Origin of the sequence: Pseudomonas sp. UBA5666, from assembly GCF_002420785.1 — a bacterium.
In the GTDB taxonomy this organism is placed as follows: domain Bacteria; phylum Pseudomonadota; class Gammaproteobacteria; order Pseudomonadales; family Pseudomonadaceae; genus Aquipseudomonas; species Aquipseudomonas fulva.
Window position 1 is genome coordinate 178,417 of record NZ_DIIQ01000008.1, and the last position, 26,073, is coordinate 204,489.

Genomic DNA, 26,073 nt, shown 5'->3' on the forward strand with positions numbered 1-26,073 from the left:
GCGCTACGGGCTCGGGCAATGCCGGGTCATTATGGCAGCCTGCTGATGTGCTGGTCAGGCATTAACGGTCGTTTGCGTTGCTGCGAACCCTTAGTCGGCTTCTTTTTGTATGGCAGCCTTGAGCAGTGCGTGCAAGTGCACTGCCACAGGGTGCGCGGTGTCCGTCAACAGGTAGATGCCGTGCGGGGGAAGCGCCGGCAGATCCTGGTCTTGCAAAAAGACGAGCGCGTCGTCGGCTTCGAGCGCCTCGACGATGCCAACTGCCAGGCCACTTTTGACGCAGGCCAGTACCGCATGCCAGTTGGCACTTTCCAGCAGGATACGGTACGCGATGCCTTTGGCTTTCAATGCCTGGAGCGCTGCCTCCCGGTATGGACAGCCCTTTAATTGCAATGCCAGGGGTAGCGGGCGGCTGTCATCGCGGATGAAGCCCTTCGCGGCAGCCCAACGGGGTTCTGTGGAGCGCAGCCAGTCGCCCTGCTGGATCTGCTCGCTGCTGACCGCCACGGCCAGGTCCAGCTGCTGCCTGGCAAACAAGTCCAGCAACTGCGCGCTGGAGCACGCCACAGCTTCCAGCTCCATCTTCGGATTACTGGCAACGAACACCGGCAGACACTCACTCATGAGCGTGGCGGCATAGCCGTCCGGTACTCCTAGACGGACTTTGCCGGTCAGCTGCCGGGGAGACAGCGTCGCCAGCAGCTTGTCGTGGGCGATCAGAAAGCGTGTCGCCTCGCCCAGCAGATGCCGGCCTGCGGGCGTGAGCGCCACCGCCTGGTTGCTACGCGCAAACAGCTGTTGGCCAACCTGCTCTTCGAGCTTTTGTATCTGCGTGGTCACCGCTGAAGGGCTGCGATGGACATAGTCTGCCGCTGCGTTGAAACGACCGAGTCGAGCCACGGCCTGGAAAGTTCTCAACACATTGATATCTAGACCTTTGCCCATGAAACCACCTGATTTGGCTGGATCGAATCAGCACTTCGATTTAATCAACTGTACAGGCTTTATAGCCCCTCTTAACGTGAGGTCAAAGCGTGCGCCACTGCCGAAATGCAAAGGAATGATACGGATGAGCCTGAACGACTTTGTTGTAGACGCTCTTGTGCATACCCCTTCCTATCAACGGGCACGGTTATGGTCCGTCGAAAACCACGAGAAATACTCAACCCTCGCGCCGCCTGAACAGGGCACTCAAGACACCTACCGCTTCAACCAAGAGATATTTTTGCTCATGCGCGCCCTCAACGAGCAGGGCTTGAATGAACCTGGCTTGTGCGCCGATGCGCAAGGCAGGGGACCACTGCGCAGCGTTATTGGTGATGTAGCACAACGACTGGCTGCTCTAGGCCGCGACCGCAGTGCTCACTACGTTGAACTAGGGCCGGAACCGGTCAAGAGTGCTTGTTTGCTCAAGCATATGGCTGACACCTGTACGGCCGTTCGCTACACCGCCATCGACATCAATCAGACTTCCGAACCGGCCATGAGGGATGCCCTGGGTCCGATCCTGAGCGCCCAGGGCAGCTTCAACTATATCGCTGCCGACTATCGCACCGTGACCCGCGAAGCGTTGCATCCTGATGAGGACATCACACTGATTACCTTGCTGGGCTTCCAGGAAGGCAATGAATGGCCGGTCAGTACGGGCAGACTGATTCGTACATTGGCCGGCAAAGGGACCTACGTTCTTTCTGAAATGCAGGTATACGAGCCTGGCCTGGAGCAAACCATTCTCGGTTTCTACGCCAATGCCAATATGGTTCAGTTCTCCCGTTTGGTTGCCCTGCAACAAGGTTTCTGCCCCATGGCTGAGCATGAAGCCTTGCTGGTGCCCCTGCGCATACTCGACGAAACCGTTTATGTGGCAGTCACCTTGCAGCCTGTCCTACACGGGCAAACAGAGGGGTTCCTGTTGACCAACATCTGTCTGAAATTCACCCCGGAGCAGTTTCGCCGCACTCGGGCTCGGCATTGCGACTGCAGGGTGGTCGATGAATTTGCCAGCGGTGATGGTTCGGTGCGCTATCAGATCGCTGAATACCTCCAATAGCGTGATCAAACGGAGATAGACGTCATGAGCCATTCGAATACCTTGCCCTTGTTCGAACGCGGCCTGGGCCGAATCAAGCTGGCGCTCAAGTCGACCTTCAAGGGCGCGCCTCGGCCATCAACGGCCTGTTCTGATGGTCACGCTTGCTGGCGGGACGATCTGCTGCAGCCAGTGGGGCCTGCTATTGCAGACATCCGTACGCTGGGCGAACTGGGATACAGCCAGAGCCCACATGCGAGCTTGGCCGTTGATACGATCACAGGGGTTGCGGCGGTTCATCGGCTGTTCACACCTGAGTGCGTCACCATTTTGCAAGACATCTGCGCACGCCTTGAGCACGTGGCAGGTGACAGCGACTGGATCATTTCCCGGCGCACGCGGGGGGTGACGGCACGCTCGCCGTTTATCAACGACATGATGAGCAGCCGTGCATTTCTGTTGGCTGTCTCGCGCATCGCGGGCGTGCCACTGGTGCCTTATCCGATGCTCAATGCCCGCTCGCAGGTCAACTATTACTACCCGAAACCGCCCGAGCAACAGCAGCAAAGGGGCATGTGGCACACCGACGGCACGAACTATGTGTTGAACATCGTGTTAACGGGACCGGCCAGTTATACCGGCGGCGAATTCCTGTATCACAATGGCACAGTCGATACGTTCGACGCCTTGGACTACCGGACCTTCGAGACGGCGCATCTGAACGCATCGGGCGATGCGCTGTTCATCTTCGGCAGTCGGTTGTTCCACGGTGTGCGACCGGTACTCAGTGGGCGACGAATGTCGCTCGTGTTGTCCTTTCATTGCCCTTACTTCAACGACGATTCCAACCGCTTCTGGCACTTGGCGTCGGATGACGGCATCCCTCGAACACTCCCCAATTGGTTAGCCTTGCGATGGGCGCTCCATCGATCGGCAGCCCGTCACTACGCCAGGCTGGGTATCGAACCCATCACCTTCGAAGAATTACGTCAGACAGGGGCGTGACCATGCCTTCGAGTACGCTCTACATGCCGGTCTTGCAAGTTGTCTTTGTCCTGTCCTGGAGTTCCGGTTTCATTGGCGCACGGCTCGGCACGCAGGACGCAGGCGCGGTGAACTTGCTGTTCTGGCGCTTCCTGTTGGTCAGTTGCTGTCTGTTGCCGTTTGTATGGCATCGATTACGCAACCTGTCCTGGGCGCAAGTTCGCTACAACGCGGTCATCGGATTTCTGGCCCAGTTCGCGTACTTGATAAGTGTCTACATTGCCATACGCGGTGGCTTGCCGGCGGGGATAGCCGCAATCATTTGCGCGCTGCAGCCCCTGATCACGGCGGCGATGGGCAGCGCGGATCAGCAGGAGCGAAGCGGCAGGCAGGAGTGGCTTGGGCTGGTACTTGGGTTTGCCGGTGTCAGTGTGGTGATTCTTGGTGAGTACCGCCTGTCTTCCACCCGGCTCGAACCCTGGCTGTATGCGCTGCCGCTGATTGCCGCGATCACGTTATCGATTGCCACCGTCTACCAACGGCGACAGTCGGTCATGGGCACGGATCACAGTAAAGAAGGCTTGTTGATGCCGCTCTTCCTGCAATCGAGCGCGACGCTGGTACTGCTCAGCGTCACGGGAGTGCCGTTGCGCCTGATTGAGCTGCCCGGCAGCGCTCAGGTCTGGGTGGCGGTGGCGTGGTTGACGTTGTTTTCGACCTTCATCGCCTACCTGAGCCTGTGGATACTTTTGACCAAACTGTCTGCCACACGGGTATCCGCGTTGGTTTACCTGGAACCCCCTGTAACGCTCATTTGGGCGGCGTTGATGTTCGGCGATGCCATTCACTGGACGACCTATCTGGGTATCGCGATAGTCGCCACAGGCATTGCCATCACCCGCACCGCTCGACGTGTGCGGTCGTCAGGGGAGTGTCCGCAACGATGAGCGGGTTTGGGCCACCTTCTAGAACCACCCTGGTTGCATGTTCAAGCTGGTGTCATCGCGCGCCTCGAGCAAAGCCAGGTCTGCATGGCAGCCCGGTATTTCGCAGGTAAGGAAATACCGGGCTGCCTGCAGCTTGCCGAGGTAGAAGTCGCGGTCAGTGGCGCCGCACTGAAGCAGACCGAGTTCGGCATGAATCGCCTGTTGCAGCCAGCGCCAGCCAATCACGCAATGGCCGAAGACCTTGAGGTACAGGGTCGAGTTGGCCAGGGCGCCGGCAACCTTGCCTTGGGCCAGGTCGCCGAGCAGGGCCAGGGTGACACCTTGCAAGCGGTTGACCAGCTGCTCCAGGGGATGGCGCAGCGGGTCGAGGTTGGGATGATGGCTGGCGCGCTCGCCAGTGACAGCGATCAGGCGCATCAAGTGTTTGAGCCCGGCCCCACCGTTCTGGGCCAACTTGCGGCCCAGCAGATCGAGCGATTGGATGCCCTCGGTCCCTTCGTGGATGGGGTTCAGGCGGTTGTCACGGTAATACTGCTCGACCGGGTACTCCCGGGTATAGCCGTGCCCACCGAGAATCTGGATGGCCAGTTCGTTCGCTTTCAGGCAATACGCCGAGGGCCAGGATTTGACGATGGGCGTCAACAGGTCGAGCAACGCCTGGGCCTGCTGGCGAGTGTTTTCATCGGGTGCGGTGTGGGTGTCGTCGAACAGCCGCGCCGCATACAAGCCCAGGTCGAAAGCGCCTTCCACATAGGCCTTTTGCGCAAGCAGCATCCTTTTGACATCGGTGTGCTCAATGATCGGGATGGCCGGGCTTTGCGGGTCCTTGTTGTCGGCTGATCGGCCCTGTGGGCGCTGACGCGCATAGTCCAGCGAGTACAGGTAACCGGCGTAACCGAGCATCACCGCGCCCATGCCGACGCCGATGCGTGCTTCGTTCATCATTTGGAACATGCAGGCCAGGCCCTGGTGTGGCTGGCCGATCAGATAGCCCACGCACTGGCCGTTGTCGCCGAAGTTCAGCGCAGTGGACGTGGTGCCGCGCCAGCCCATCTTGTGAAACAGCCCCGCAAGCGCTACGTCGTTGCGCGAGCCCCGGCTACCGTCGGGCCCGACCAGGTACTTGGGCACGATGAACAGCGAGATGCCTTTGACCCCCGGTGGGGCGTCCGGCAGTTTGGCCAGGACCATGTGCACGATGTTTTCCGACAGCTCATGGTCACCGCCGGAAATAAAAATCTTGTTGCCCCTGAGCCGGTAGCTGCCGTCACCGGCAGGTTCTGCGCGGGTGCGGATATCGGCCAGCGAAGACCCTGCGTGGGGTTCGGTCAGCGCCATGGTGCCGAAGTAGCGGCCCTCGATCATCGGCTGCAGGTACAGGCGCTTTTGTTCTTCGCTTCCGAAGCTCTCGATCAGGTTGGCCGCGCCCATGGTCAGGAACGGGTAGGCGGTGGTGCCGGCGTTCGCAGCCTGGAAATGCGCAAAGCAGGCTTGTGACACAAGGCTGGGCAACTGCATGCCCCCGACCTCGAAGTCGCGGTTGGCGTTGAGGAACCCGGCTTCAAGAAAGGCATCGACGGCAGGCTTGACCTCTGGGATCAGCTCAGCGCGGCCGTCTACATAGCGCGGCTCGTTTTCGTCAGCTTTGCGGTTGTGGGGCGCGAAGTATTTTTCGGCGATGGTGCGCGCAGTGGTCAGCGCGGCGTCGAAGGTTTCACGGCTGTGCTCGGCAAAGCGAGGGCGCTGTATGAGGCTTTCGGCGTCGAGGACTTCGTAGAGCTCGAAGGCCAGGTTTCGGGTGCTAAGCAAGGTCTCGGGCATGACGGCGGTCCTGGGGCACAATGCTGCGAGTGTAGAAGCGGGTTGGATGGCGAGGACAGGTTAATAGGTCTGGGTGATATGGCGTGAGAAAAGTAAAGCCCGTGGTGCCGCAAGCCACTTGCGATACCACGGGTCACACCACCGCTATTGGACGGGCGCCGCTGCTTAGCCAGGTTGTCACTGCGGCAAGATGGCGACCATAAAAAAGGGAGAGCCCGAGCTCTCCCTTTTCTTCGACCTTCAGCGTTAGCCGATGGTCATCAAGCTGGCGTTACCCCCAGCCGCCGCAGTGTTCACACTCACCGCACGCTCGATGACCAAGCGCTCCAGTGCAATCTGATGATCGCCGCTGGACAAGCCGTGTACCCCGACGATGGCACCGGCACGCTTGGCCACCTGCTGGCAGACGCTGCGCAGCTGGTCCGAATCGCCGTGATGGATCACGGCATCGAACGCCACTTCGTCCTTGTTCCAGTCGGGTACCAGCTTCACCTTGGCCTGCAAGTCACGGGGCAGTCGGGCGCGCAGGGCCTTGCCCGGTTCGCCGTCGGCCCACACCGCCGAGCTGCCTACCGCGAGCACCGCAGCGAACTGCGCCAGCAGGTCGGCTTCGTTGTCAGCCAGGCACAGCACGTGTTCGCGCGGCAGGATGGTGTAGGTGTTGCGCTCGCCGGTCGGGCCTGGCAGCAGACGGGCGATACCGCTCTGCGACTGGCTGGCGAACTGGCTGCACAGCACGGCAAGGTCGGACAGCTGATTGCTCTCGGCCCACGCCTTCAGCGCGTGGAGCGGCTTGACCAACTGCTCGTGCAGTGCGCGGTCTGGCTTGGCTTCGCCGTCCTGGTGCTGGAAGTGGCTGCCGATGGCGTCCGCCGGGCGGGTCGACAGCAGGCGGTACAGGTACAGCGGACCGCCGGCTTTCGGGCCAGTGCCCGACAGGCCTTCGCCACCGAACGGCTGTACACCTACGACGGCGCCGACGATGTTGCGGTTGACGTACATGTTGCCGGCATGGGCCGACTCGACCACCTTGGCGATGGTTTCGTCGATACGCGTGTGCACACCCAGGGTCAGGCCGTACCCCGAATTGTTGATCTGCTCGATCAACTGGTCCAGGTTGCGGCGGTTGTAGCGCACCACGTGCAGGACGGGGCCGAAGATCTCGCGCTTGAGCTCGTCGAGGCTGTCCAGTTCGATCAGGGTTGGCATCACGAAGGTGCCACGCTTGATCTCGGCACTGTCGGCAATCGCCACCTGATAGACCGAGCGGCCTTTCTCGCGCATGCCCTGAATGTGCTTCTCGATGCCAGCCTTGGCTTCAGCGTCGATCACCGGGCCGATGTCCACGGCCAGCCGGTCCGGGCAACCGAGCCGGCTTTCGGCCATGGCGCCCTTGAGCATCTCGATCACGCGGTCGGCGGAGTCTTCCTGCAGGCACAGTACGCGCAGGGCGGAGCAACGCTGGCCGGCACTGTCGAAGGCCGAGGACACGACATCGATCACCACCTGCTCGGTCAGGGCCGAGGAGTCGACGATCATCGCGTTCTGGCCGCCGGTTTCGGCGATCAATGGCACTGGGCGACCCTGGTTATCCAGGCGACCCGCCACGTTGCGTTGCAACAGGCGCGCCACTTCGGTGGAGCCTGTGAACATCACGCCTTTGACGCGCTCGTCACCCACCAGCCCAGCACCGACGGTTTCGCCGCGGCCCGGCAGCAGTTGCAGGACACCTTCCGGAATGCCGGCTTCGAGCAGCAGGCGCACCGCCTGGGCGGCGATCAGCGGGGTTTGCTCGGCAGGCTTGGCCAGTACCGGGTTGCCGGCGGCCAAGGCTGCGGCTACCTGGCCGGTGAAGATCGCCAGCGGGAAGTTCCAAGGGCTGATGCACACCACAGGGCCCAATGGGCGGTGGGCATCGTTGCTCAGGTCGTTGCGCGCCTGGACGGCGTAGTAGCGCAGGAAGTCGACGGCTTCGCGCACTTCGGCGATGGCGTTGGCGAAGGTCTTGCCGGCTTCGCGGATCAACAGACCCATCAGGGGCTGGATCTCGGCTTCCATCAGGTCGGCCGTGCGTTCCAGGATGGCGGCGCGCTCGGCTGGCGGGGTGGCCTGCCAGATGGGCGCTGCGTTGAGTGCGCACTGGATGGCATTGTCGACGTCTGCAACGGTCGCTTCCTGAACGTGGCCGACCACATCGCGGTGATCGGCAGGGTTCAGAACCGGCGTTGCCGCACTGTCACTGGCGGTGCAGGCCAGCAGCGGGCCGGCTTTCCAGTCGTTGTTGGCGGTGGCCAGCATGGCGCAGGACAGCGAAGCCAGACGGTGCTCGTTGGCCATGTCGATGCCGGCGGAGTTGGCCCGCTCGGTGCCGTACAGGTCACGCGGCAGTGGAATGCGGGGGTGTGGCAAGCCGATGCGGCCTTCCTGGGTACCCATGCGCTCGATGCTGGTGACCGGGTCGGCGACCAGTTCCTGGATGGAAATGGATTGGTCGGCGATGCGGTTGACGAACGAGGTGTTCGCGCCGTTTTCCAGCAGGCGACGAACCAGGTAGGCCAGCAGGGTTTCATGGGTGCCGACCGGTGCATACACGCGGCAAGGGCGGTTCAGCTTGCCATCGGCGATCTTGCCGACCACCTGTTCGTACAGCGGCTCACCCATGCCGTGCAGGCACTGGAACTCGTACTGGCCGGGGTAGTAGTTCTGCCCGGCGATCTGGTAGATGGCCGACAGGGTATGGGCGTTGTGCGTGGCGAACTGCGGGTAGATGGCCTCGGGTACGGCCAGCAGCTTGCGGGCGCAGGCGACGTAGGACACGTCGGTGTAGACCTTGCGCGTGTAGACCGGGTAGCCCTCCAGGCCTTCGACTTGGGCACGCTTGATTTCGCTGTCCCAGTAGGCGCCTTTTACCAGGCGGATCATCAGGCGGTGGCGGCTGCGCTTGGCCAGGTCGATCACGTAGTCGATCACATACGGGCAGCGCTTCTGGTACGCCTGGATGACGAAACCGATACCGTTCCAGCCGGCCAGTGCAGGCTCGAAGCACAGGCGCTCGAGCAGGTCGAGGGACAGCTCAAGGCGGTCGGCTTCCTCGGCATCGATGTTCAGGCCGATGTCGTATTGCTTGGCCAGCAGGGTCAGCGACAGCAGGCGCGGGTACAGCTCTTCCATCACCCGCTCGTACTGGGCACGGCTGTAGCGTGGGTGCAGGGCCGAGAGCTTGATCGAGATGCCCGGGCCTTCATAGATGCCGCGGCCGTTGGATGCCTTGCCGATCGAGTGGATGGCTTGCTCATAGGATGCCAGGTACTTCTGGGCATCGTGCTCGGTGAGTGCCGCTTCACCGAGCATGTCATAGGAATAACGGAAGCCCTTGGACTCGAAACGCGTGGCGTTGGCCAGTGCTTCGGCAATGGTTTCGCCCGTGACGAACTGCTCGCCCATCAGGCGCATGGCCATGTCCACGCCCTTGCGGATCATCGGCTCGCCGCTCTTGCCGATGATGCGGGTCAGCGAGGAGGTCAGGCCCGATTCGTTGTGGGTGCTTACCAGCCTGCCCGTTAGCAACAGGCCCCAGGTGGCGGCATTGACGAACAGCGACGGGCTGTTGCCCAGGTGCGGCTGCCAGTTGCCGGTGCTGATCTTGTCGCGGATAAGGGCGTCGCGGGTGCCTTTGTCGGGAATGCGCAGCAGCGCTTCGGCCAGGCACATCAGTGCCACGCCTTCCTGCGACGACAACGAGAATTCCTGCAGCAGGCCTTGAACGATGCCGGCCCGGCCCCCGGTGCTCTTCTGGTTGCGCAGCTTCTCGGCGATGCCGGCAGCCATCTTGTTGGCCGCGTCGGCAAGCGGAGCGCTCAGGCGCGCCTGCTCCAGCAGCATCGGCACCATCTCCTGCTCGGGCCGACGGTAGGCGGCGGTAATGGCCGAGCGCAGCACCGACTGCGGCAGGATGCTTTCGGCGAACTCCATGAAGCTCTGGTGACCCTGCTCGGGCTGCACGTCGCCGGCTTCATCGTTCAGGCCGAGGGTCTGGCCATTGATTTCGGTCAGGGTCGCGCCACCCTCGAGCTTCTCCAGGTAGCTGAAGATCGCTTGCTTGATCAACCAGTGCGGCGTGCGGTCCACGGACAGCGCAGCGGCCTTGAGTCGTTCACGGGTAGGGTCGTCGAGTTTGACCCCAAGGGTGGTCGTCGCCATTTCTTATCCTCATTATTGCCACGAGTGTGGCTTAAGCTGGCGACAAGATTATCTTCAGGAAAACGCGGGTGCAACCAGGTGCAACCCTAAAATGTCGTGAATAAGGTGCAACTCGTCAGGCTGTCGTTTTCAGTGAGGGTCAAAGCGTCAGGCGAGGAAGGATTTGTTCTAAAAAAGAGCCTCATCTGCCCCATTAGGGAGCAAAAACGAGGCTTTGTCTGAAAATGCATACTTGGGTGCAACTTCACAGTGAAAAATGGTTGCACCGGATTTACGTTGTTGAATAGCATCTGCCGCCTGGGTGCAACCACCAACGATGTGGGTGCGCATGAGATAACAACAAACGCCAGGGCCAACACATGGGTAATCCCTTAACGATCACATTCGTGGTCTACATCGCAGCAATGGTGCTGATCGGCTTCGCTGCCTACCGCGCCACCAAGAACCTTTCCGACTATATTCTCGGCGGCCGCAGCCTCGGCAGCGTGGTCACCGCATTGTCGGCCGGTGCATCCGACATGAGTGGCTGGCTGCTGATGGGCCTGCCCGGCGCCATCTACTTCGCGGGTCTGTCAGAAGTCTGGATTGCCATCGGCCTTACCGTCGGCGCCTACCTGAACTGGCTGTTCGTCGCCGGGCGCCTGCGCGTGCAGACCGAGCACAACGGCGATGCGCTCACCCTGCCGGACTACTTCTCCAGCCGTTTCGAGGACAAGAGCGGCCTGCTGCGGATCATCTCGGCCATCGTCATCCTGGTGTTCTTCACCATTTATTGCGCCTCTGGCATCGTGGCCGGTGCTCGCCTGTTCGAGAGCACCTTCGGCATGTCTTATGAGACAGCGCTGTGGGCAGGGGCAGCCGCCACCATCATCTACACCTTCGTCGGAGGCTTCCTGGCCGTGAGCTGGACCGACACGGTCCAGGCGTCGCTGATGATCTTCGCGCTGATCCTGACCCCGGTGATCGTGCTGATCTCCACCGGCGGCTTAGACCAGACCTTCGCCGCGATCGAGGCCGTCAACCCGGCCCACTTCGACATGCTCAAGGGCGCCAGCTTCATCGGGATCATTTCGCTGATGGGCTGGGGGCTGGGCTACTTCGGTCAGCCACATATCCTGGCGCGCTTCATGGCGGCCGATTCGGTGAAGTCCATCGCCAAGGCGCGCCGTATTTCCATGACCTGGATGATCCTGTGCCTGGCCGGTACCTGCGCCGTTGGGTTCTTCGGCATCGCCTATTTCTCGGCCCACCCTGAGGTGGCCGGGCCGGTGAACGAAAACCACGAGCGCGTGTTCATCGAGCTGGCGAAGATCCTGTTCAACCCTTGGGTCGCCGGTGTCCTGCTGTCGGCCATCCTGGCGGCGGTGATGAGTACCCTGAGCTGCCAGCTGCTGGTGTGCTCGAGTGCGCTGACCGAAGACTTCTACAAGGCCTTCCTGCGCAAGAATGCCTCCCAGCGAGAATTGGTGTGGGTCGGTCGTCTGATGGTACTGGCCGTGGCCCTGATCGCCATCGCCATGGCTGCCAACCCTGAAAACCGCGTGCTGGGCCTGGTGGCCTACGCCTGGGCGGGCTTCGGTGCTGCGTTCGGCCCTGTCGTGCTGATCTCGGTGCTGTGGAAGGGCATGACGCGCAATGGCGCGCTGGCCGGTATCGTGGTGGGTGCACTGACCGTGATCCTGTGGAAAAGCTTCGACACCATGGGGCTGTACGAAATCATCCCTGGCTTCCTGTTCGCCAGCATCGCCATCGTCCTGGTGAGCAAGCTGGGCCGTCCTTCGCAGGCGATGGTGAGCCGCTTCGAGACGGCTGATGCGGCGTATCACGCTGACAAGTGACAGCGCCAAGGCGCGCTGCTAGCTGAAAGACGGGCCCGCTCCTGCAGTGTCCGCACGGCCTTCAAGGGTTCGTGCTGCACTGCGGTAGCGGGTTCGTTGTTTTCTGACGACCGTCAGGCCTGACGTCGTTTGCCAGGCAGGGTAAACTTGCGCTCTGCGCAGGAGTTGCCATGAACTATCGTCACGCCTTCCATGCCGGCAACCATGCCGACGTTCTCAAACATATCGTGCTGACCCGCCTCATCGCCCTGATGTCGCGCAAGGAGCAACCGTTCGCCTACCTCGACACCCATGCCGGGCTGGGGCTGTACGACCTCAAGGGTGACCAGGCGAGCCGGACCGGTGAGTACCTCGAGGGGGTCGCGCGGCTGTGGAACCGTGACGACCTGCCGGCCATGACCGCCGATTACCTGCGCGTCATCAAGCGTCTGAACGCAGACGGCGAGCTGCGCTACTACCCAGGTTCACCTGAATTGGCGCGTCGCCTGATGCGTCAGCAGGACCGCGCCTTGCTCAACGAGAAGCACCCGGAGGACGGGCCGCTGCTCAAGGAAAACATGAAGAAGGATCCGCGCGTGTTCGTGCACCTGGGCGAGGGCTGGCACGTGCCGCGCGCCTTGTTGCCCGTGCAGGAAAAACGCGCGGTCATGCTCATCGATCCGCCGTTCGAGCAGGCCGATGAACTCAAGCGTTGCACAGCCGCGATGAAGGAAGCCATTGGTCGGATGCGCCAGACGGTGGCGGCCATCTGGTACCCCATCAAGGACCAGCGCTCGCTGACCCGTTTCTACCAGGACCTTACCAGCACTGGGGCGCCCAAGCTGCTGCGCGTCGAGCTGTATGTGCATCACCAGGACAGCCCGCAAGGCCTCAATGGATCTGGGCTTGCCATCGCCAACCCGCCTTGGGGGCTGGAAGATGAACTCAAGGAGCTGCTGCCCTGGCTCGCCCGGGAGTTGGCGCAGACCGAAGGCAGCTATCGCATGGACTGGCTGATCGCCGAATAAGGCCGCCCCGGCGAGGCTGCTCCACACAGGCCGCGTGACGCCTGAGTGAGTAGCCCCACAGAGCGTGGAGCGGCCTAGTCAGCGATGGGCCGCAAAGTGGCCCCAGGGTTTCAGCTTCGCAGCGCGTAGTGCAGGGGCCGCTTTGCGGCCCATCGCGGCGCTAGGCCGCTCCCACAGTGACCGCGTGATGGACAAGTTGCGCGGTTGCCGTGCTTGTGGAGTTTGTGCCGTGGCCGAAGGCGTAGCCTTTGCAGAGGCATGCGTACGCTGCGCTTTGCGTTATAATCCCGCCTTTTAGCCGCCACCCGCCCACCGGGCCGCTGGCGCATCTCTACCGAATGAAGAGGCCTATCCCTTGGCATTGACGATTCTTGGCCTGTCCGGCGCCCTCAGCCATGACCCTTCCGCGGCCCTGTACATCGACGGCAAGCTGATTGCCGCCGCCGAAGAAGAGCGTTTCGTGCGCGACAAGCATGCGAAAAACCGCATGCCCTACGAATCGGCGAAGTTCTGCCTGGAACAAGCCGGCATCAAGCCCGCCGACGTCGATGTCATTGCCATCCCGTTCGCGCCCATCAGCCTGTTCGGCAAGGCGCGCTGGCACTACGCCAAGCGCTACTGGTACGCACCGGACCGCGCCCTCGACGCGATCCTGATGGGCAACCGCCGCTACAAGCGCTACCGCAAGAAGATCGTCTGGTGTCTGGAGCAGCTGGGCTTCGACCCGAAAAAGGTCAAGATCGAGCCCGTGGAACATCACTTGGCTCATGCCTCCAGCGCCTACCACTGCTCGGGCTTCAAGGAAAAGACCGCGATCCTGGGCATCGACGGCAAAGGCGAGTACGCCACCACCTTCTTCGGCTACGGCGAGAACGGCAAGATCCACAAGATCAAGGAGTTCTTCGATCCGGATTCCCTGGGTGGCCTGTACGGCGCTATTACCGAATTCCTCGGTTTCGAAATGCTCGACGGTGAGTTCAAGGTCATGGGCATGGCGCCGTACGGCGATGCCAGCAAATATGACTTCTCGCGCCTGGCCAGTTTCGAAAACGGCGAGTTGGTGATCAACACCGATTACGCCAACGTCATCGGCTTGCGTCGCTACAAGGAAAAAGGCAAGGGCTTCTACTTCTCGCCCAAGCTGATCGAGTGGCTGGGGCCCAAGCGCGAAGGCGACATCGCCGACGAGCCGTACATCCATTACGCAGCCAGCATGCAGGCGCTGTTCGAGAAGATCGCCCTGCAGATGATCGACCACTACCTGGGCGATACCCTGCGCGAAACCGGCAAGCTGGCGTTCGCCGGCGGTTGTGCGCTGAACGTGAAACTCAATCAGAAGATCATTGCCCGTTCCGATGTGAAGGAGCTGTTCGTGCAGCCGGCCTCCGGTGACGCCGGTACGGCAGTGGGCGCGGCAGCCTACGTGTCCCACGCCCGCGGCGTGCCGGTCGAGAAGATGGAGCACGTCTACCTCGGCCCGTCCTACTCCAACGAAGATGTGATCGCGGCCTGTGCTCGTCATCCCAACGCCCCGAAATGGCGCAAGCTCGACGACATGCCGCAGCGCATCGCCAAGATCATGGTCGATGGCAACCCGGTGGCCTGGTTCCAGGGCCGCATGGAGTTCGGCCCGCGTGCCCTGGGTGGTCGCTCGATCATTGGCTGCCCGAGCGTGCCGGGCGTGGCCAACCGCATCAACGAGCAGATCAAGTTCCGTGAGCGCTGGAGACCCTTCTGCCCGTCCATGCTCGATACGGTCGCCCCGCAAATGATCAAGGTCGACCATCCGGCGCCATTCATGACCTTCACCTTCGAAGTGGCTGAAGAATGGAAAACCCGCGTGCCAGAAGTGGTCCATGAGGACGGCACCTCCCGTGCCCAAGTGCTCAAGCGCGAATACAACCCGCGCTACTACGACATGATGAAGGCGCTCGAAGACCTGACCGGCAATGGCGTCTCGCTGAATACCTCGCTCAATCGCCGGGGTGAACCGATGATCTGCTCGCCGACCGATGCCCTGAACATGTTCTTCGGCTCGGATCTGCAGTACCTGATCATGGAAGACATCCTTGTCGTCAAGGACGGCGCTGCCGCCTATGAACAGCCGCTCTGAACCGCGCATCCTGCAGTTCTGCCATGGCTATGACGGGCCTTTCCTGGATTGTGCCCGTCAATACGCCAGCCTGTTCGAGGGCAGCGGCTACAAGGTTACGACCGTGTTTCTGACCGGCGCAGCCGACCCGCAGGTGGCGGCCGGCTGTGCGTCGGATGAAGTGCTGTTTCTGGAGTTCAGCTCCAAGGCGGTCCGTGGCCTGAAGCTTGGCGCGATTCGGGCGTTGCGCAAGGTCGCGGCCCAGCGCAACTTCGCGTTCTGCATAGCTCACCGCTTCAAGCCGATCTACGTCGCCTTGCTCGGTACCCGGTTACCGGTGATAGGCGTGCACCATGCCTTTGGCGACTATGAGCGCAAAGGCCGGCGCCTGTTCGCCAACCTGTTCAGCAAGCGCTTGAGCCTGCTGGGTGTATCCGACGCAGTGCGCGACGACATGCGCCGCTGCCTGGCGCAGTGGCCCGCCGAGCGCATCCAGACGCTGTACAACCGCATCGATATCGCGGCCCTGCAAGCTGCCCTGGTGCCGCGTGCCGAGGCACGCGAAGCCTTGGGGCTGGATGCGCAGGCCTGGGTGGTGGGCAACGTCGGTCGGTTGCACCCGGACAAGGACCAGGCCACCTTGCTGCGCGGCTTTGCCCAGGCATTGCCGGCATTGCCGGGTGGTGCGCGCCTGGCCATCCTGGGCAAGGGCCGCCTGGAACCCAAACTGAAGGCCCTGGCCCGCGAGCTGGGCGTTGCCGATCAGGTCGACTTCCTGGGGCAGGTGCCCGATGCGCGTCGCTATTTCCAGGCCTTCGACGTGTTCGCCTTGAGTTCCGACCATGAGCCTTTCGGCATGGTCCTGCTCGAAGCCATGGTCGCTGGCGTCCCGGTGCTGGCCACGGCCTGTGGCGGCGCGCGGGAAGTGGTCGAGGGTGTCGGCATGCTGTTCCCACTGGGCGAGGCCAGCCAGCTGGCGCAAGGCCTCGAACGCATGGCTGCGCTGGACGACTCGCAACGCCAGGCGTGCGCCGAGCATATGCTCGAACGCCTGCGCGAGCGTTTCTCGGACCAGGCGGTGCGCGATACCTTCTGGCAACTGCCCCAGGTTCGCGCGTTGGTGGGGGCCTGATGTTCAATCATGTAAAAGCCCTGCGCGAGCGTGGCTGGCAAGTCATTGACGCGCAAACCTATGCCCAGGCCTGGGCGCGTTTCGGCGGCAGTGTCGCCACTCATCCCCTGGTGGTCTCGCAGTTGGCGGACCTGGCGCAGATCCCCGTGCGTTACCTGGCCTGGCATCAGGGCGGGGAGCTCAAGGCAGCCATTCCCACCTGGGGGCGCCACCTGGCGCTGTCCAAGGACGTGCTCAAGCGCAGCGGCAAGAAGGCGTTGTTTGACCTGGGCAATGCCGAAATCATCCTGCCGGCGGCGGCCGACGCCGCTGCGCCGCTGCGCCATGGCGCACGCTACCTGTCCGAGCTGAACCAGGGCCGCTTTGTTGGTCTCAAGGCGCAGAAAGAACAGCTGGCGATGGCCCGTGCGCCCGAAGACCTGTCGAAGAAATTCCGTTACAACCAGCGCCGTGAGCTGCGGTTACTGGAAGAAGCCGGTGGCGTGGTGCGGCCGATCAGCGACTTCGATGCCGCTACCATCGCCGCCATGTATTGCGACCTTTTCCAGCGTCGCTGGGGGTTCGCAGCCACCGGCGCCGAGCGCATGGGCGACGTGATCGCGCGGCTGCGGGACCTGCTGATCGGCTCGGTCCTGCTGCTCGAAAACAAGCCTATCGCCATCCAGCTGGTGTACCGCGTCGAGGCGCCTGAGTGGATCAGCGTCGAATACGTCAATGGCGGCGTCGACCCCGAGACCAAGGCGTTCAGCCCCGGCAGCGTGTTGAGTTTCCTCAACACCCAGGCCGCCTGGGAAGACGCCCGCGCGCGCAACAAGCCATTGCGGTTCTCGTTCGGCCGTGCCGACCGCGAGTACAAGGACCGCTGGTGCCACCCCGTGCCGGTGTACCAGGCGTGAGCCGCAAGCAGCAGTTGCTAAAGCGCCACCGGCGCAACAAGCGCCTCGCGCTCCTGGTGGCCCTGGCGGCGTTGATTGCGCTGGGTTTGGTCACCTGGTGGCTGCCGTTGTTGCTGCTGCCGCTGCTGTGGGTGGCCCACGAGGCATGGCTGGCCGATCATCTGTTCTACACCCCGGCCGACGACTACACCTACGCCTTCGATGAGGCCGATGAAGTGGCGGGCGTGAGCTTGAAGGACGGCCGCTTGCAGCTACCTGCATTGCCCGTCGCAGAAGGCGCCACGTGGGTGCTGCAGGTTGAGCTGCGTTGCGCCCTGCTGGGCAGGTTTCTTGACCCCGGCGTGTCCATCGAAGGCGCAGGTGGCGAAGACCTGCAGGTGTTCGAGCGCGGTGTTCGCGGCAAGCGCTACCTCAACCTGACTGGGCTCGACACGGCGCTGCGTCAGGGCCAGATCACCTTGCGCGGGCGCTTCTGCCGGCTGGTGGGCCAGCCGCGCCTGTGGATGTTCCAGCAGCCAGACCTGCGTCGTAAGCGGGTGATGGTCATCGCGCCCCATGCCGATGATGCCGAACTTGCCGCCTACGGCCTGTACAGCCAGGCAGACGAAGCCTGGATCGTGACCCTGACCGCTGGCGAAATCGAGGCCGAGCACTACCAGGCCATGGGCCTGTCATCTGTCGAGGCTGCGCGCCTCAAAGGGCGCTTGCGGGCCTGGGACAGTATCGCGGTGCCTCGCTGGGCAGGCGTTGCGCAAGAGCGCTGCGTGCAGTTGGGCTATTTCTGCCTGCAATTGCCGGCCATGCGGCAGGCACCGACGACCCCCTTCGGCTCGCGTGAAGCGGACATGGCCGACACGCGCCCCTTCCGTACCCTCAACGCGTTGCCTCTGCCCGGCGACGACGGCGTCCCGACTTGGCACAACCTGCTGGCCGATGTGCGCGCGTTGATACAACAGGCGCGTCCGGAAGTGATCGTGATGCCGCACCCGGTGCTCGATCCGCATCCTGACCACGTGGCTGCCCAGCAAGCCCTGCAGGAAGCGTTGCAGGGCCTGCCGTGGCAACCCGAGATCCTGCTGGGCTATGCCAATCACCTGCACGACAACGACCGCTGGCCCATGGGCGACAGCGGTGCAGGCGTGGCCTTGCCGCCGGTCACCCACGCGTTGTCGGTCGGGCAGCCGTGCACCTTGGTGCTGGACCGTCCTCTGCAACTGGACAAGGCCATGGCTCTGGGCATGATGCACGACCTTCAGCCCCGCCCGCCCTTCAAGCGCCGAGTGCGACGGGTGATCCAGCGCTGGCTGGCAGGCCGGCGCAGTTCGCCTTACGGCGAGAACGAATTTTTCCGCAAGGCCGTGCGTCGCCACGAGCTGTTCTGGGTTCTGACGGACCGCCACCAGGGTGTACATCGGGAAAACGTATGAAGCGTTTCAAAGTCCTGCAACTGCAACCGGACTACAACATCAAGCAGCACGATTTCGCCGACCTGGCCGAGCAGATCTTCAAGGCGCTGCCAGCGGATCGGTTCGAAACGACCATGGCCTTTCTCAAGGGCCGGCCTGCGCCTGGCCAACCGGTCAGCCGCGCCGACCATTCGGTGTACTTCGACTTCAGCGACAGTGCGCTCAAGGGCATGCGTCTCAAGGCCTTGTGGCAGCTCTACCGGTATTGCCGGCGCGAACGCTTCGACGTGGTGATCTGCAACCGCTTCAAGCCTGTGAACATGCTGTTGCAGCTCAACCGCTGGTTGAAGATCCCGTTGTGCATCGGCATTTCCCATGGCTTCGGCGAGTACGACCGCGCCTACCGCCGTCGTCAGACCCAGCGCCTGATCGACGGGCATTGGCAGTTCGTAGGCGTGTCGCCGGCAGTCAAGCAGTACCTGCTGGATTGCACCTGCGGTTTCACCGATGCCAACACCCACGCCATCACCAACGCCATCGACACGGATCAGGCCCAGGCGTTGCAGCTGGACAAGGCCGAGGCCCGTACGCAACTTGGCCTGGCCCAGAACGTTCGCATGGTCGGGGCGCTGGGCCGCCTGGTGCCGGTCAAAGGCCATACCTACCTGATCCAGGCGTTTGCCGCCCTGAAGGACAAGTACCCCACCGCGCAGCTGGCGATCATCGGTGCTGGTCGTGAGCAGGCGCGCCTGCAGGCTGAGATCGATCGCCTGGGGCTGACGGGCAGGGCGCACCTGCTGGGCTTTCGTGACAACGCCCTGCGCTACGTCCGTGCCTTCGACATCTGGGCCATGCCATCGCTAGCCGAAGGCCTTGGCCTTGCCCTGCTCGAAGGCATGAGCGGGCGCTTGCCGGTCATCGCCAGCGACGTGCCGGCCATGTTGCCGCTGATTACCGGCGCGGGCGGCGAGGTGGTCAAGCCCGCGGACGTTGACAGCCTGACCACGGCCCTGGACCGCTACCTGGCGCTGGATGACGCGGCGTTGCATGCCAAGGGCGAGCAGGCCTACCACTACCTCAATCAACACCACGACATCGACGTGTTCCGTGAGCAATACCTGGCGCTGATCGAGTCGGGCTTGGCTGCCAAGGAGCCGAAATGAGTGCGGACCCAACCCTGGTCACGGTGATCATTGCATCGTACAACCATGGCCCTTACATCGAGCAGAGCATTCTCAGCGTATTGAACCAGACCTACCCGCACATCGAGCTGCTGGTGGTGGACGACGGCTCGACCGATGACAGCGTCGAACGTATCGAGCGCCTGCAGGCGCAACATGGCTTCGATTTTCGCGTGCAGCGCAACAAAGGCCTGACCCACACGCTCAACGAGGCCATTGCGCGGGCCAGGGGCACGCTGATCGCGCCGTTCGGGTCCGACGACATCATGATGCCGGATCGCATCGCGATCCAGGTCCAGTACATGGCCGACAAGCCCGAAGTGGGTATCTGCGCTGGCAACATCGAGCTCATCGATTCCCAGGGTGAGCTGTTCCCCGAAGCGCGGCAGCGCCGCGAGGTTCCGTTCAGGCGCCTGGACTTCGAGGACATGTTCCTGGAACGCAAACCCTACCCACCTGCGCCCACGCTGCTGATCCGCCGCGAGGCGCTGGAGAAGGTGGGCGGTTTCGACCCGGATATCCGCCTGGAAGACCTGCTGATCGAACTGAAGGTGACCCATGCCGGGTACTTCATCGATGGCCTGAGCGTGGTCATGGCGCGCTACCGCAAACATGCCAGCAACTCGTACAAGAACCACCGATTCATGATCGACAACATCCTGCGTACCTATGCCAAGTTCAAGGATCACCCGGCCTACGAGCAGGTCAAGTTCAAGGCGCTGAACTCGATGTTCCTCAAGGTGGCCAACCGTGACCGCAAGCTGGCCCGCGAACTGCTGGCGCAGATTCCACTGCGCGCCTATACGCGCAAGACCTGGCGCGGGCTGGGGCGGTTGTTCTTCTCGCCCTTGGAAAAGGGCTGAAGGGCCATGGGCTGGCTATCGCGCTACCGGGAAAAACGGGCCAAGCGGGCGATTCGCAAGCTGCCGGCCATCGAGCGCGGGCAGGCGCGATTTGCCGCGCGTTACCCCCAGTACGCTTTCGGCGTGGGCAGCTATGGCGTGCCCGAGGTGCATGACTGGCAAGAGGGCACGACGCTGCGCATCGGCGCCTATTGCTCGATTGCCGAAGGCGTGCAGATTTTCCTTGGCGGGCATCATCGGGCCGACTGGGTCACCACTTACCCATTCCCGGCCATGCTGCCCGAGGCATCGGTCATAGAGGGCTATGCCTTCAGCCGCGGGGATGTGACCATCGGCAACGACGTGTGGCTGTGCTCCAACTGCACGATCCTGTCGGGGGTGAACATTGGCAGTGGCGCCATCGTGGCCGCTGGGGCCGTGGTGACGCGGGATGTACCCGCTTACGCGGTGGTCGGCGGCAACCCGGCCAGCGTCGTGCGCTGGCGATTCCCGGAAGCGGTACGCGTGCAACTGCTGGCCAGCGCCTGGTGGGACTGGCCACCTGCCGAGATTGCCCACGTGGTGGGCACGCTGTGCAGCGATGATATCCAGGCGTTTCTCGCCTATGCCGAGCAGCGCGCCTCAGGCCTGGCGGGTCGAACCTGACTTCAGGTTGTCAGGCTTGGTCTGCCGGCGCTGGGCCAGGCGCTTGCCCAGGGCGATCCCCGGCTTTTCCAGTATGAGGAACGTGGCGCTGCTCAAGACCACCAGGACGGTGCAGGCGATGGCGATCACGGCCATGAATGCCCCGTGGTCGTCGTAGGTGAACCCGTAAGAGGGGTAGAGGCGATAGGCGAGCCACCACAGCACCAGCCCATGGAGCAGGTAGAGGCTGTAACTGATTTCACCCAGCCAGCGGGCACTGCGCAGGGCCAGGGCGCCCAGCAGGTCGTTGCCCGAGACGATGATGCAGAACACGAGGCTCAGCAGCAGCAGCGGGAATACCGCGAAGGTCTTGTGCAGCACTGTCATCACCAGCACCAGCAAGCCGATGGCCATCCAGGTGCCGTACCTGCCCTTGGCCCATTGCACCAGCCTCGGGCTGCGTACCCAGTACACCGCCGCAATGCCGCCTGCAAAGCTCATCAGGTATTTCTTCTTCAGCGCATGTTCCCAGCCCACGAGCTTTGCCAGCAGGTACAGGGCGACCACGCAGGCAATGGCCCTCAAGAGCGTACCGCGGTAGACGAACATCAGGCCCAGCAACGGCAAGGCCAGGTAGAAGTAGATTTCGTAGTTCAGGGTCCAGGTCACGTTCGAGATCAGGTTGCCGGTGCCGGCCAACTGGTTGATGTCGGGACGGTGGAACAGCAGCCAGGCTGAAAGCTGTTGTGCCAGCGCGGTCGGCGTATCCAGCAGCTCCCAGCCTTGCAGATAGAACACCGTCACAAGCACCGCAGCCAGCAGGCCGAAATACAGGGGGTACAGGCGCATGACCCGGGAAATGGCAAAGGCCCGCCAATCGAAGGCGCGGCCCTGGCGAACCAGCCTGCTCCAGAACAGAAACCCGGTGATCATGAAGAACAGGGCGACGCTCGCTTGCCCGATCTGGGCAAAGAAGCGCTCCGGTGGCATGTTGATCTGGCCAGTGTGCTGGTAATGCCAGGCAATGGCGGCATGGTGGATGAAGACCCCCAGTGCCAGATAGCCCCTCAAGCCATCGAGGGTGGCCCAGCGCCCCGCCACCGGCTCCAGATGGCGCGCCACCCAAGGGCTGCGCAGCAGCAGCCCTGCCAGCAATAGGGCCAGGCCGAACACCAGGAAACTGAGCAGCGGCGCGAGGTAGCCCATGTCAGCGATCCGCTCCAGGGGCCAGTTCGAGCTTCTGGCGCAGGGCGTGGCTCATGGTCTGGCTGGCCGCTGCACTGTAGCCCTCCAGCAGGGCCTGGACGTTTTCCTCGAACAGCCACTGCTTGTCTTCGGCGTAGCGCTGCATGTGGCGCAGGTTGCGCTGGCGCAGGTCTGCCGACAGTGGCGAAGGCAGCAGGCGCATGTCGGCAAGGTCGATCAGGCCAAATTCGCCGTTGTCCATCAGCAGTACGTTGCCCAGGTGCAAGGACCGGAAGTAGACGCCTTGCTGGTGCAACTGACCCATGAAGCGCCCCAGCCGCTGCACCAGGGCCTTGCGTGCTGCCAGCGAGGGACAGGCCTGCAGCGCCTGGCGCACGGTCTGGCCTGCCAGGGGGATGTAGCGCACCCCCTGGGTGCCATCGGCGTAGTTCAGCAGTTCCACGACGGGGGGCGTGGGAATGCCTTCGAGTGCCAGTTGCTGGCTGTTTCTGGCAAAGCGGCGCGCGTAGGGGTAGAAGGCGCCGGCGGTGTACCAGGCGCGCGGGCGGAACAACTTCAGGAAGCTGCCATCTTGCAGGAGCAGGACCTTGGGCCCAAGCCCGTCCTCTTCGATGATGCGGGCACCCTCATGCAGCTGCCTGGCCTGCGCCTCGCTCAAGCGAGCGCGGTTGGCCGCCACCAGCCTGCCGCCCCGGCGGGCGATGTTCAGCCCGGCGACCAGTGCCAGCGGAATCCACAGCAGGAACCAGTGCTCCTTGGGCCGCGACAGGATACCGCCGCCCTCGGTCAGGCCCGCACCAATGCCGAACACCAGCAGTGCCGAGGCCATCTGCAGGGCAGGGTGGGTGCGGTACTTCCAGCCGCTGTAAAGCGCGTAGATGATCATGCCCAGCCACGGCAGCAAGCCCAGGATGCCCACGTAATACAGCACGCCCATGACGAAACTGTGGGGCTCGCTCAGCAGGTAACCCACGCCGACATCGATGGACAAGGGCGCGTCGTAGCCGTGGCCAATCAGCGGGTGCTGGAGGAACAGGTCCCAGGTAATGCGCCAGATATCGAAACGGTACGAGTCGCCGCGCGCCATGATCAACTGCGGGTCCACCACCAGTACTGCGGCGATGAACAGCGGAGCGGCCAGGAACAGGGGGATCGAACGACGGTCCAGGCACAGCAGGGCGATCCAGTTCACCGCCAGGGTCATGGCCACCAGGGGCGTGCGGGAACCGGTGGCCACCACCGCGGCGAACATGACCGCAAAGGCCGCCATGCACAGCGACACAGTCAGCGCCCGCTTGCCGTTGACCGCCATCCACAGCCAGTAGGTCCCGAAGAAACCGTACAAGTGCGAGCTGAGCAGCGGGTTATCCAGAGCGCCTGCGCCGATCAGCCGGCTGCCTGGCGTGTAGGTGAGCATGAACGTGGTCAGGTCCCGCAGCGTGGCCAGCAGCGCCAGTAGCGCAGCCCCCAGGAAAAGGCCCTTGAGCGCCTCGGGCCGGTAACGCAGCATCAGCCCGGTGCCCAGGAACAGCATCAGGGTGTGCAGGGGCCGCTTGATCAGGTTGTCCGCCTGCGCCGCCGAGGGTGACCAGCTCAGGCTGAGGATGGCGTAGCCGGCGAAGGCCACGAACAGCCACAGCAACGGTTCACGAAACAGGGTTTTCAGTTCACGAGGCCGGACACATAGCGCCAGCAGGGTCGGGATGCTGAAAAGGCCGTAGTACAGCTTGTGGTGCAGGCTGCGTTCGGGCAGGAAGAACAGGGCACCGAGCAGCGCCAGCATGCCGGCCGGCAGCAGCCACAGGCACACGAAATCGAAAAAGCGGTTGCCGGCGTTGTGTAGGCTGCTTGGGAACATGGAGAAAGAGGGCCCAGGTCGAAAGAACGGGCAATGTTACCCCAGCTTTGCGCGCATTGCTGCTGGTAAGCGGCGGGGGCCGAGTGGTCCGACGTCGCTGCCAACGTGTGGTAAAGTCAGCACCCCATTTTCAGCATGTTCCGTGATATGACAGACGCCAACGGCTCCCAGAGCCCATCGAGCATGAAGATCTATTTCCGTCTACTTGGCTATGTCCGACCCTACATCGGCGTGTTCCTGCTGAGTATCCTGGGCTTTCTGATCTTTGCTTCGACCCAGCCAATGCTGGGTTACATCCTCAAGTATTTCGTCGACGGCCTGTCCAACCCGGATGCCTCGCTGTTTCCCAACGTCCCGCACCTGCGCGACCTGAACCTGCTGCACACGGTGCCGGCGCTGATCATCATCATCGCCGCCTGGCAAGGCCTGGGTTCGTTCCTGGGCAACTACTTCCTGGCCAAGGTCTCGCTGGGCCTGGTCCATGACCTGCGGGTGCAGCTGTTCAACAACCTGCTGAGCCTGCCCAACCGCTACTTCGACCAGAACAACTCCGGGCACCTGATTTCGCGCATCACCTTCAACGTGACCATGGTCACTGGGGCGGCTACCGACGCCATCAAGGTGGTCATTCGCGAAGGCATGACGGTGGTGTTCCTGTTCGGCTCGCTGCTGTTGATGAACTGGCGCCTGACGCTGGTGATGCTGGCCATCCTGCCGCTGATCGCCTTCATGGTGGGCCGTGCCAGCAAGAAATTCCGCAAACAGAGCAAGAAGATCCAGGTTGCCATGGGCGACGTCACCCACGTGGCGTCCGAGACCATTCAGGGCTACCGCGTGGTGCGCAGCTTCGGCGGCGAGGCCTACGAGCGCCAGCGCTTCCTCAAGGCCAGCCAGAGCAACACCGACAAGCAGCTGCGCATGACCCGTACCAGCGCCATCTACACGCCCCTGCTGCAACTGGTGATCTACGTTGCCATGGCCGTGCTGATGTTCCTGGTGCTGTACCTTCGTGGCGATGCCTCGGCAGGCGACATGGTGGCCTACATCACCCTGGCCGGCCTGCTGCCCAAGCCGATTCGCCAGCTTTCGGAAGTGAGCTCGACCATCCAGAAGGGCGTGGCCGGTGCCGAGAGCATCTTCGAGCAGCTCGACGAGCAGCGAGAAGTGGACACCGGTACCGTCGAGCGCGATGCGGTCAGCGGGCGCCTGGAAGTGCGCAACCTCAGCTTCACCTACCCCGGTACCGATCGCCAGGTGCTGAGCGACATCAACTTCACCGTCGAGCCTGGGCAGATGGTCGCGCTGGTGGGCCGCTCCGGCAGCGGCAAGTCCACCCTGGCCGGCCTGATTCCACGCTTCTACCACCACAGCAGCGGCGAGATACTGCTCGATGGCGTGGAAATCGAAGACTTCAAGTTGCTCAACCTGCGTCGACACATCGCCCAGGTCAACCAGCATGTGACCTTGTTCAGCGACACCATCGCCAACAACATTGCCTACGGTGACCTGGCCGGGGCGCCGCGTGCCGACATCGAAGCGGCGGCTGAGGCAGCCTTCGCCAAGGATTTCGTCGATCAGCTGCCCAAAGGTTTCGATACCCAGATCGGCGAAAACGGGGTGTTGCTCTCCGGTGGCCAGCGCCAACGCCTGGCCATCGCCCGCGCGCTGTTGAAGAACTCGCCACTGCTGATCCTGGACGAAGCGACCTCGGCCCTGGATACCGAGTCCGAGCGGCACATCCAGGCTGCGCTGGACCGCGTGATGCAGGGGCGCACCACGCTGGTGATCGCGCATCGCCTGTCGACCATCGAGAAGGCCGACCAGATCCTGGTCATGGATCAGGGCCGTCTGGTGGAGCGGGGCACCCATGCCGAGCTGCTGGCCGCCAACGGTTACTATGCGCGCCTGCATGCCATGGGCCTGGATGAGCCGGCCAAGGCCGACATCACCTGATCCTACCTGCCAAGGGGCCTCGGTGCCCCTTCTGTT

Annotated in this window: 18 protein-coding genes; 13 read left to right on the forward strand and 5 right to left on the reverse strand. The window is 62.9% G+C overall.

The features are described 5' to 3' along the window. Positions 1–90: 90 nt before the first annotated feature. Positions 91–945, reverse strand: coding sequence for a LysR family transcriptional regulator (locus B2Y33_RS06090; protein WP_128610984.1), 855 nt, complete (start codon positions 943–945; stop codon positions 91–93). Here B2Y33_RS06090 and B2Y33_RS06095 point away from each other — a divergent pair. Genes B2Y33_RS06095 through B2Y33_RS06105 form a run of 3 tightly spaced genes read left to right on the forward strand, consistent with a single transcriptional unit; the run spans position 944 to position 3,960 of the window. Beyond that, entirely contained in the window at positions 944–2,050 is a 1,107-nt protein-coding gene (locus B2Y33_RS06095) for a hypothetical protein (protein WP_241194865.1), read from the forward strand. The genes B2Y33_RS06090 and B2Y33_RS06095 overlap by 2 nt on opposite strands. Before the next feature lie 24 nt (positions 2,051–2,074). Then, complete coding sequence (locus B2Y33_RS06100; protein WP_027913998.1) at positions 2,075–3,034, forward strand: hypothetical protein; 960 nt, start codon at positions 2,075–2,077, stop codon at positions 3,032–3,034. 2 nt (positions 3,035–3,036) lie between these two features. Continuing rightward, positions 3,037–3,960: a DMT family transporter gene (locus tag B2Y33_RS06105; RefSeq protein WP_206405194.1), complete on the forward strand. Its 924-nt coding sequence runs from the start codon at positions 3,037–3,039 to the stop codon at positions 3,958–3,960. A gap of 18 nt (positions 3,961–3,978) precedes the next feature. Here B2Y33_RS06105 and B2Y33_RS06110 read toward each other — a convergent pair whose 3' ends face one another. After that, entirely contained in the window at positions 3,979–5,781 is a 1,803-nt protein-coding gene (locus B2Y33_RS06110; RefSeq protein ID WP_145279408.1) for an acyl-CoA dehydrogenase, read from the reverse strand. Positions 5,782–6,027: 246 nt separating this feature from the next. Beyond that, positions 6,028–9,981 carry a trifunctional transcriptional regulator/proline dehydrogenase/L-glutamate gamma-semialdehyde dehydrogenase gene (gene putA / locus B2Y33_RS06115; protein WP_027913995.1) on the reverse strand — a complete coding sequence of 1,318 codons (3,954 nt, stop codon included), beginning with the start codon at positions 9,979–9,981 and terminating at the stop codon, positions 6,028–6,030. A 359-nt stretch (positions 9,982–10,340) separates the two neighbouring features. On the opposite strand from putA, the gene putP reads away from it, so the two are divergent. The 9 genes from putP to B2Y33_RS06160 all read left to right on the forward strand — a co-directional run bounded on the left by putP (position 10,341) and on the right by B2Y33_RS06160 (position 21,041). Further along, positions 10,341–11,819 carry a sodium/proline symporter PutP gene (putP, locus tag B2Y33_RS06120; RefSeq protein ID WP_027913994.1) on the forward strand — a complete coding sequence of 493 codons (1,479 nt, stop codon included), beginning with the start codon at positions 10,341–10,343 and terminating at the stop codon, positions 11,817–11,819. A gap of 170 nt (positions 11,820–11,989) precedes the next feature. Next, a complete protein-coding gene (locus B2Y33_RS06125; RefSeq protein WP_027913993.1) occupies positions 11,990–12,826 on the forward strand; it encodes a 23S rRNA (adenine(2030)-N(6))-methyltransferase RlmJ in 837 nt (278 codons plus the stop codon). Between the two features lie 355 nt (positions 12,827–13,181). Beyond that, the gene (locus tag B2Y33_RS06130) at positions 13,182–14,939 is read left to right on the forward strand and encodes a carbamoyltransferase family protein (RefSeq protein WP_027913992.1); all 1,758 of its coding nucleotides are present in this window, start codon (positions 13,182–13,184) and stop codon (positions 14,937–14,939) included. Next, positions 14,923–16,050, forward strand: coding sequence for a glycosyltransferase (locus B2Y33_RS06135; protein WP_027913991.1), 1,128 nt, complete (start codon positions 14,923–14,925; stop codon positions 16,048–16,050). Before B2Y33_RS06130 ends, B2Y33_RS06135 begins: the two co-directional genes overlap by 17 nt. Then, positions 16,050–16,946 (forward strand): antimicrobial resistance protein Mig-14, encoded by an 897-nt coding sequence (locus B2Y33_RS06140; RefSeq protein WP_027913990.1) that lies wholly within the window; start codon positions 16,050–16,052, stop codon positions 16,944–16,946. The genes B2Y33_RS06135 and B2Y33_RS06140 overlap by 1 nt, the downstream gene beginning before the upstream one ends. Further along, on the forward strand, positions 16,943–18,373 hold the full coding sequence (locus B2Y33_RS06145) for a PIG-L deacetylase family protein (protein WP_049696763.1): 1,431 nt from the start codon (positions 16,943–16,945) through the stop codon (positions 18,371–18,373). The genes B2Y33_RS06140 and B2Y33_RS06145 overlap by 4 nt, the downstream gene beginning before the upstream one ends. Beyond that, positions 18,370–19,515, forward strand: a complete 1,146-nt coding sequence (locus B2Y33_RS06150; RefSeq protein ID WP_049696715.1) for a glycosyltransferase — start codon at positions 18,370–18,372, stop codon at positions 19,513–19,515. The genes B2Y33_RS06145 and B2Y33_RS06150 overlap by 4 nt, the downstream gene beginning before the upstream one ends. Further along, on the forward strand, positions 19,512–20,396 hold the full coding sequence (locus B2Y33_RS06155) for a glycosyltransferase (protein ID WP_028687916.1): 885 nt from the start codon (positions 19,512–19,514) through the stop codon (positions 20,394–20,396). Before B2Y33_RS06150 ends, B2Y33_RS06155 begins: the two co-directional genes overlap by 4 nt. Before the next feature lie 6 nt (positions 20,397–20,402). Continuing rightward, entirely contained in the window at positions 20,403–21,041 is a 639-nt protein-coding gene (locus B2Y33_RS06160; protein ID WP_206405192.1) for a CatB-related O-acetyltransferase, read from the forward strand. On the opposite strand, the gene B2Y33_RS06165 is transcribed toward B2Y33_RS06160, so the two are convergent. Both B2Y33_RS06165 and B2Y33_RS06170 read right to left on the reverse strand, forming a co-directional pair. Beyond that, positions 21,018–22,226, reverse strand: coding sequence for an acyltransferase family protein (locus B2Y33_RS06165; protein WP_027913986.1), 1,209 nt, complete (start codon positions 22,224–22,226; stop codon positions 21,018–21,020). The two genes, B2Y33_RS06160 and B2Y33_RS06165, sit on opposite strands and share 24 nt — an antisense overlap. A 1-nt stretch (position 22,227) precedes the next feature. Then, positions 22,228–24,084, reverse strand: coding sequence for a bifunctional O-antigen ligase/aminoglycoside phosphotransferase family protein (locus B2Y33_RS06170; protein WP_049696714.1), 1,857 nt, complete (start codon positions 24,082–24,084; stop codon positions 22,228–22,230). 147 nt (positions 24,085–24,231) lie between these two features. On the opposite strand from B2Y33_RS06170, the gene msbA reads away from it, so the two are divergent. Next, entirely contained in the window at positions 24,232–26,037 is a 1,806-nt protein-coding gene (gene msbA / locus B2Y33_RS06175) for a lipid A export permease/ATP-binding protein MsbA (RefSeq protein ID WP_027913984.1), read from the forward strand. Positions 26,038–26,073: the final 36 nt, after the last annotated feature.

What these genes read in the sequence shown, in the direction of transcription:
- B2Y33_RS06135 (WP_027913991.1), top strand. Translation starts at nt 14,923, where the DNA reads ATGAACAGCCGCTCTGAACCGCGCATCCTGCAGTTCTGCCATGGCTAT.
- B2Y33_RS06155 (WP_028687916.1), top strand. Translation starts at nt 19,512, where the DNA reads ATGAGTGCGGACCCAACCCTGGTCACGGTGATCATTGCATCGTACAAC.
- B2Y33_RS06105 (WP_206405194.1), top strand. Translation starts at nt 3,037, where the DNA reads ATGCCTTCGAGTACGCTCTACATGCCGGTCTTGCAAGTTGTCTTTGTC.
- B2Y33_RS06095 (WP_241194865.1), top strand. Translation starts at nt 944, where the DNA reads ATGAAACCACCTGATTTGGCTGGATCGAATCAGCACTTCGATTTAATC.
- B2Y33_RS06165 (WP_027913986.1), bottom strand. Translation starts at nt 22,226, where the DNA reads ATGGGCTACCTCGCGCCGCTGCTCAGTTTCCTGGTGTTCGGCCTGGCC.
- msbA (WP_027913984.1), top strand. Translation starts at nt 24,232, where the DNA reads ATGACAGACGCCAACGGCTCCCAGAGCCCATCGAGCATGAAGATCTAT.
- B2Y33_RS06160 (WP_206405192.1), top strand. Translation starts at nt 20,403, where the DNA reads ATGGGCTGGCTATCGCGCTACCGGGAAAAACGGGCCAAGCGGGCGATT.
- B2Y33_RS06150 (WP_049696715.1), top strand. Translation starts at nt 18,370, where the DNA reads ATGAAGCGTTTCAAAGTCCTGCAACTGCAACCGGACTACAACATCAAG.
- B2Y33_RS06100 (WP_027913998.1), top strand. Translation starts at nt 2,075, where the DNA reads ATGAGCCATTCGAATACCTTGCCCTTGTTCGAACGCGGCCTGGGCCGA.
- B2Y33_RS06090 (WP_128610984.1), bottom strand. Translation starts at nt 945, where the DNA reads ATGGGCAAAGGTCTAGATATCAATGTGTTGAGAACTTTCCAGGCCGTG.
- B2Y33_RS06125 (WP_027913993.1), top strand. Translation starts at nt 11,990, where the DNA reads ATGAACTATCGTCACGCCTTCCATGCCGGCAACCATGCCGACGTTCTC.
- B2Y33_RS06110 (WP_145279408.1), bottom strand. Translation starts at nt 5,781, where the DNA reads ATGCCCGAGACCTTGCTTAGCACCCGAAACCTGGCCTTCGAGCTCTAC.
- B2Y33_RS06140 (WP_027913990.1), top strand. Translation starts at nt 16,050, where the DNA reads ATGTTCAATCATGTAAAAGCCCTGCGCGAGCGTGGCTGGCAAGTCATT.
- putP (WP_027913994.1), top strand. Translation starts at nt 10,341, where the DNA reads ATGGGTAATCCCTTAACGATCACATTCGTGGTCTACATCGCAGCAATG.
- B2Y33_RS06170 (WP_049696714.1), bottom strand. Translation starts at nt 24,084, where the DNA reads ATGTTCCCAAGCAGCCTACACAACGCCGGCAACCGCTTTTTCGATTTC.
- putA (WP_027913995.1), bottom strand. Translation starts at nt 9,981, where the DNA reads ATGGCGACGACCACCCTTGGGGTCAAACTCGACGACCCTACCCGTGAA.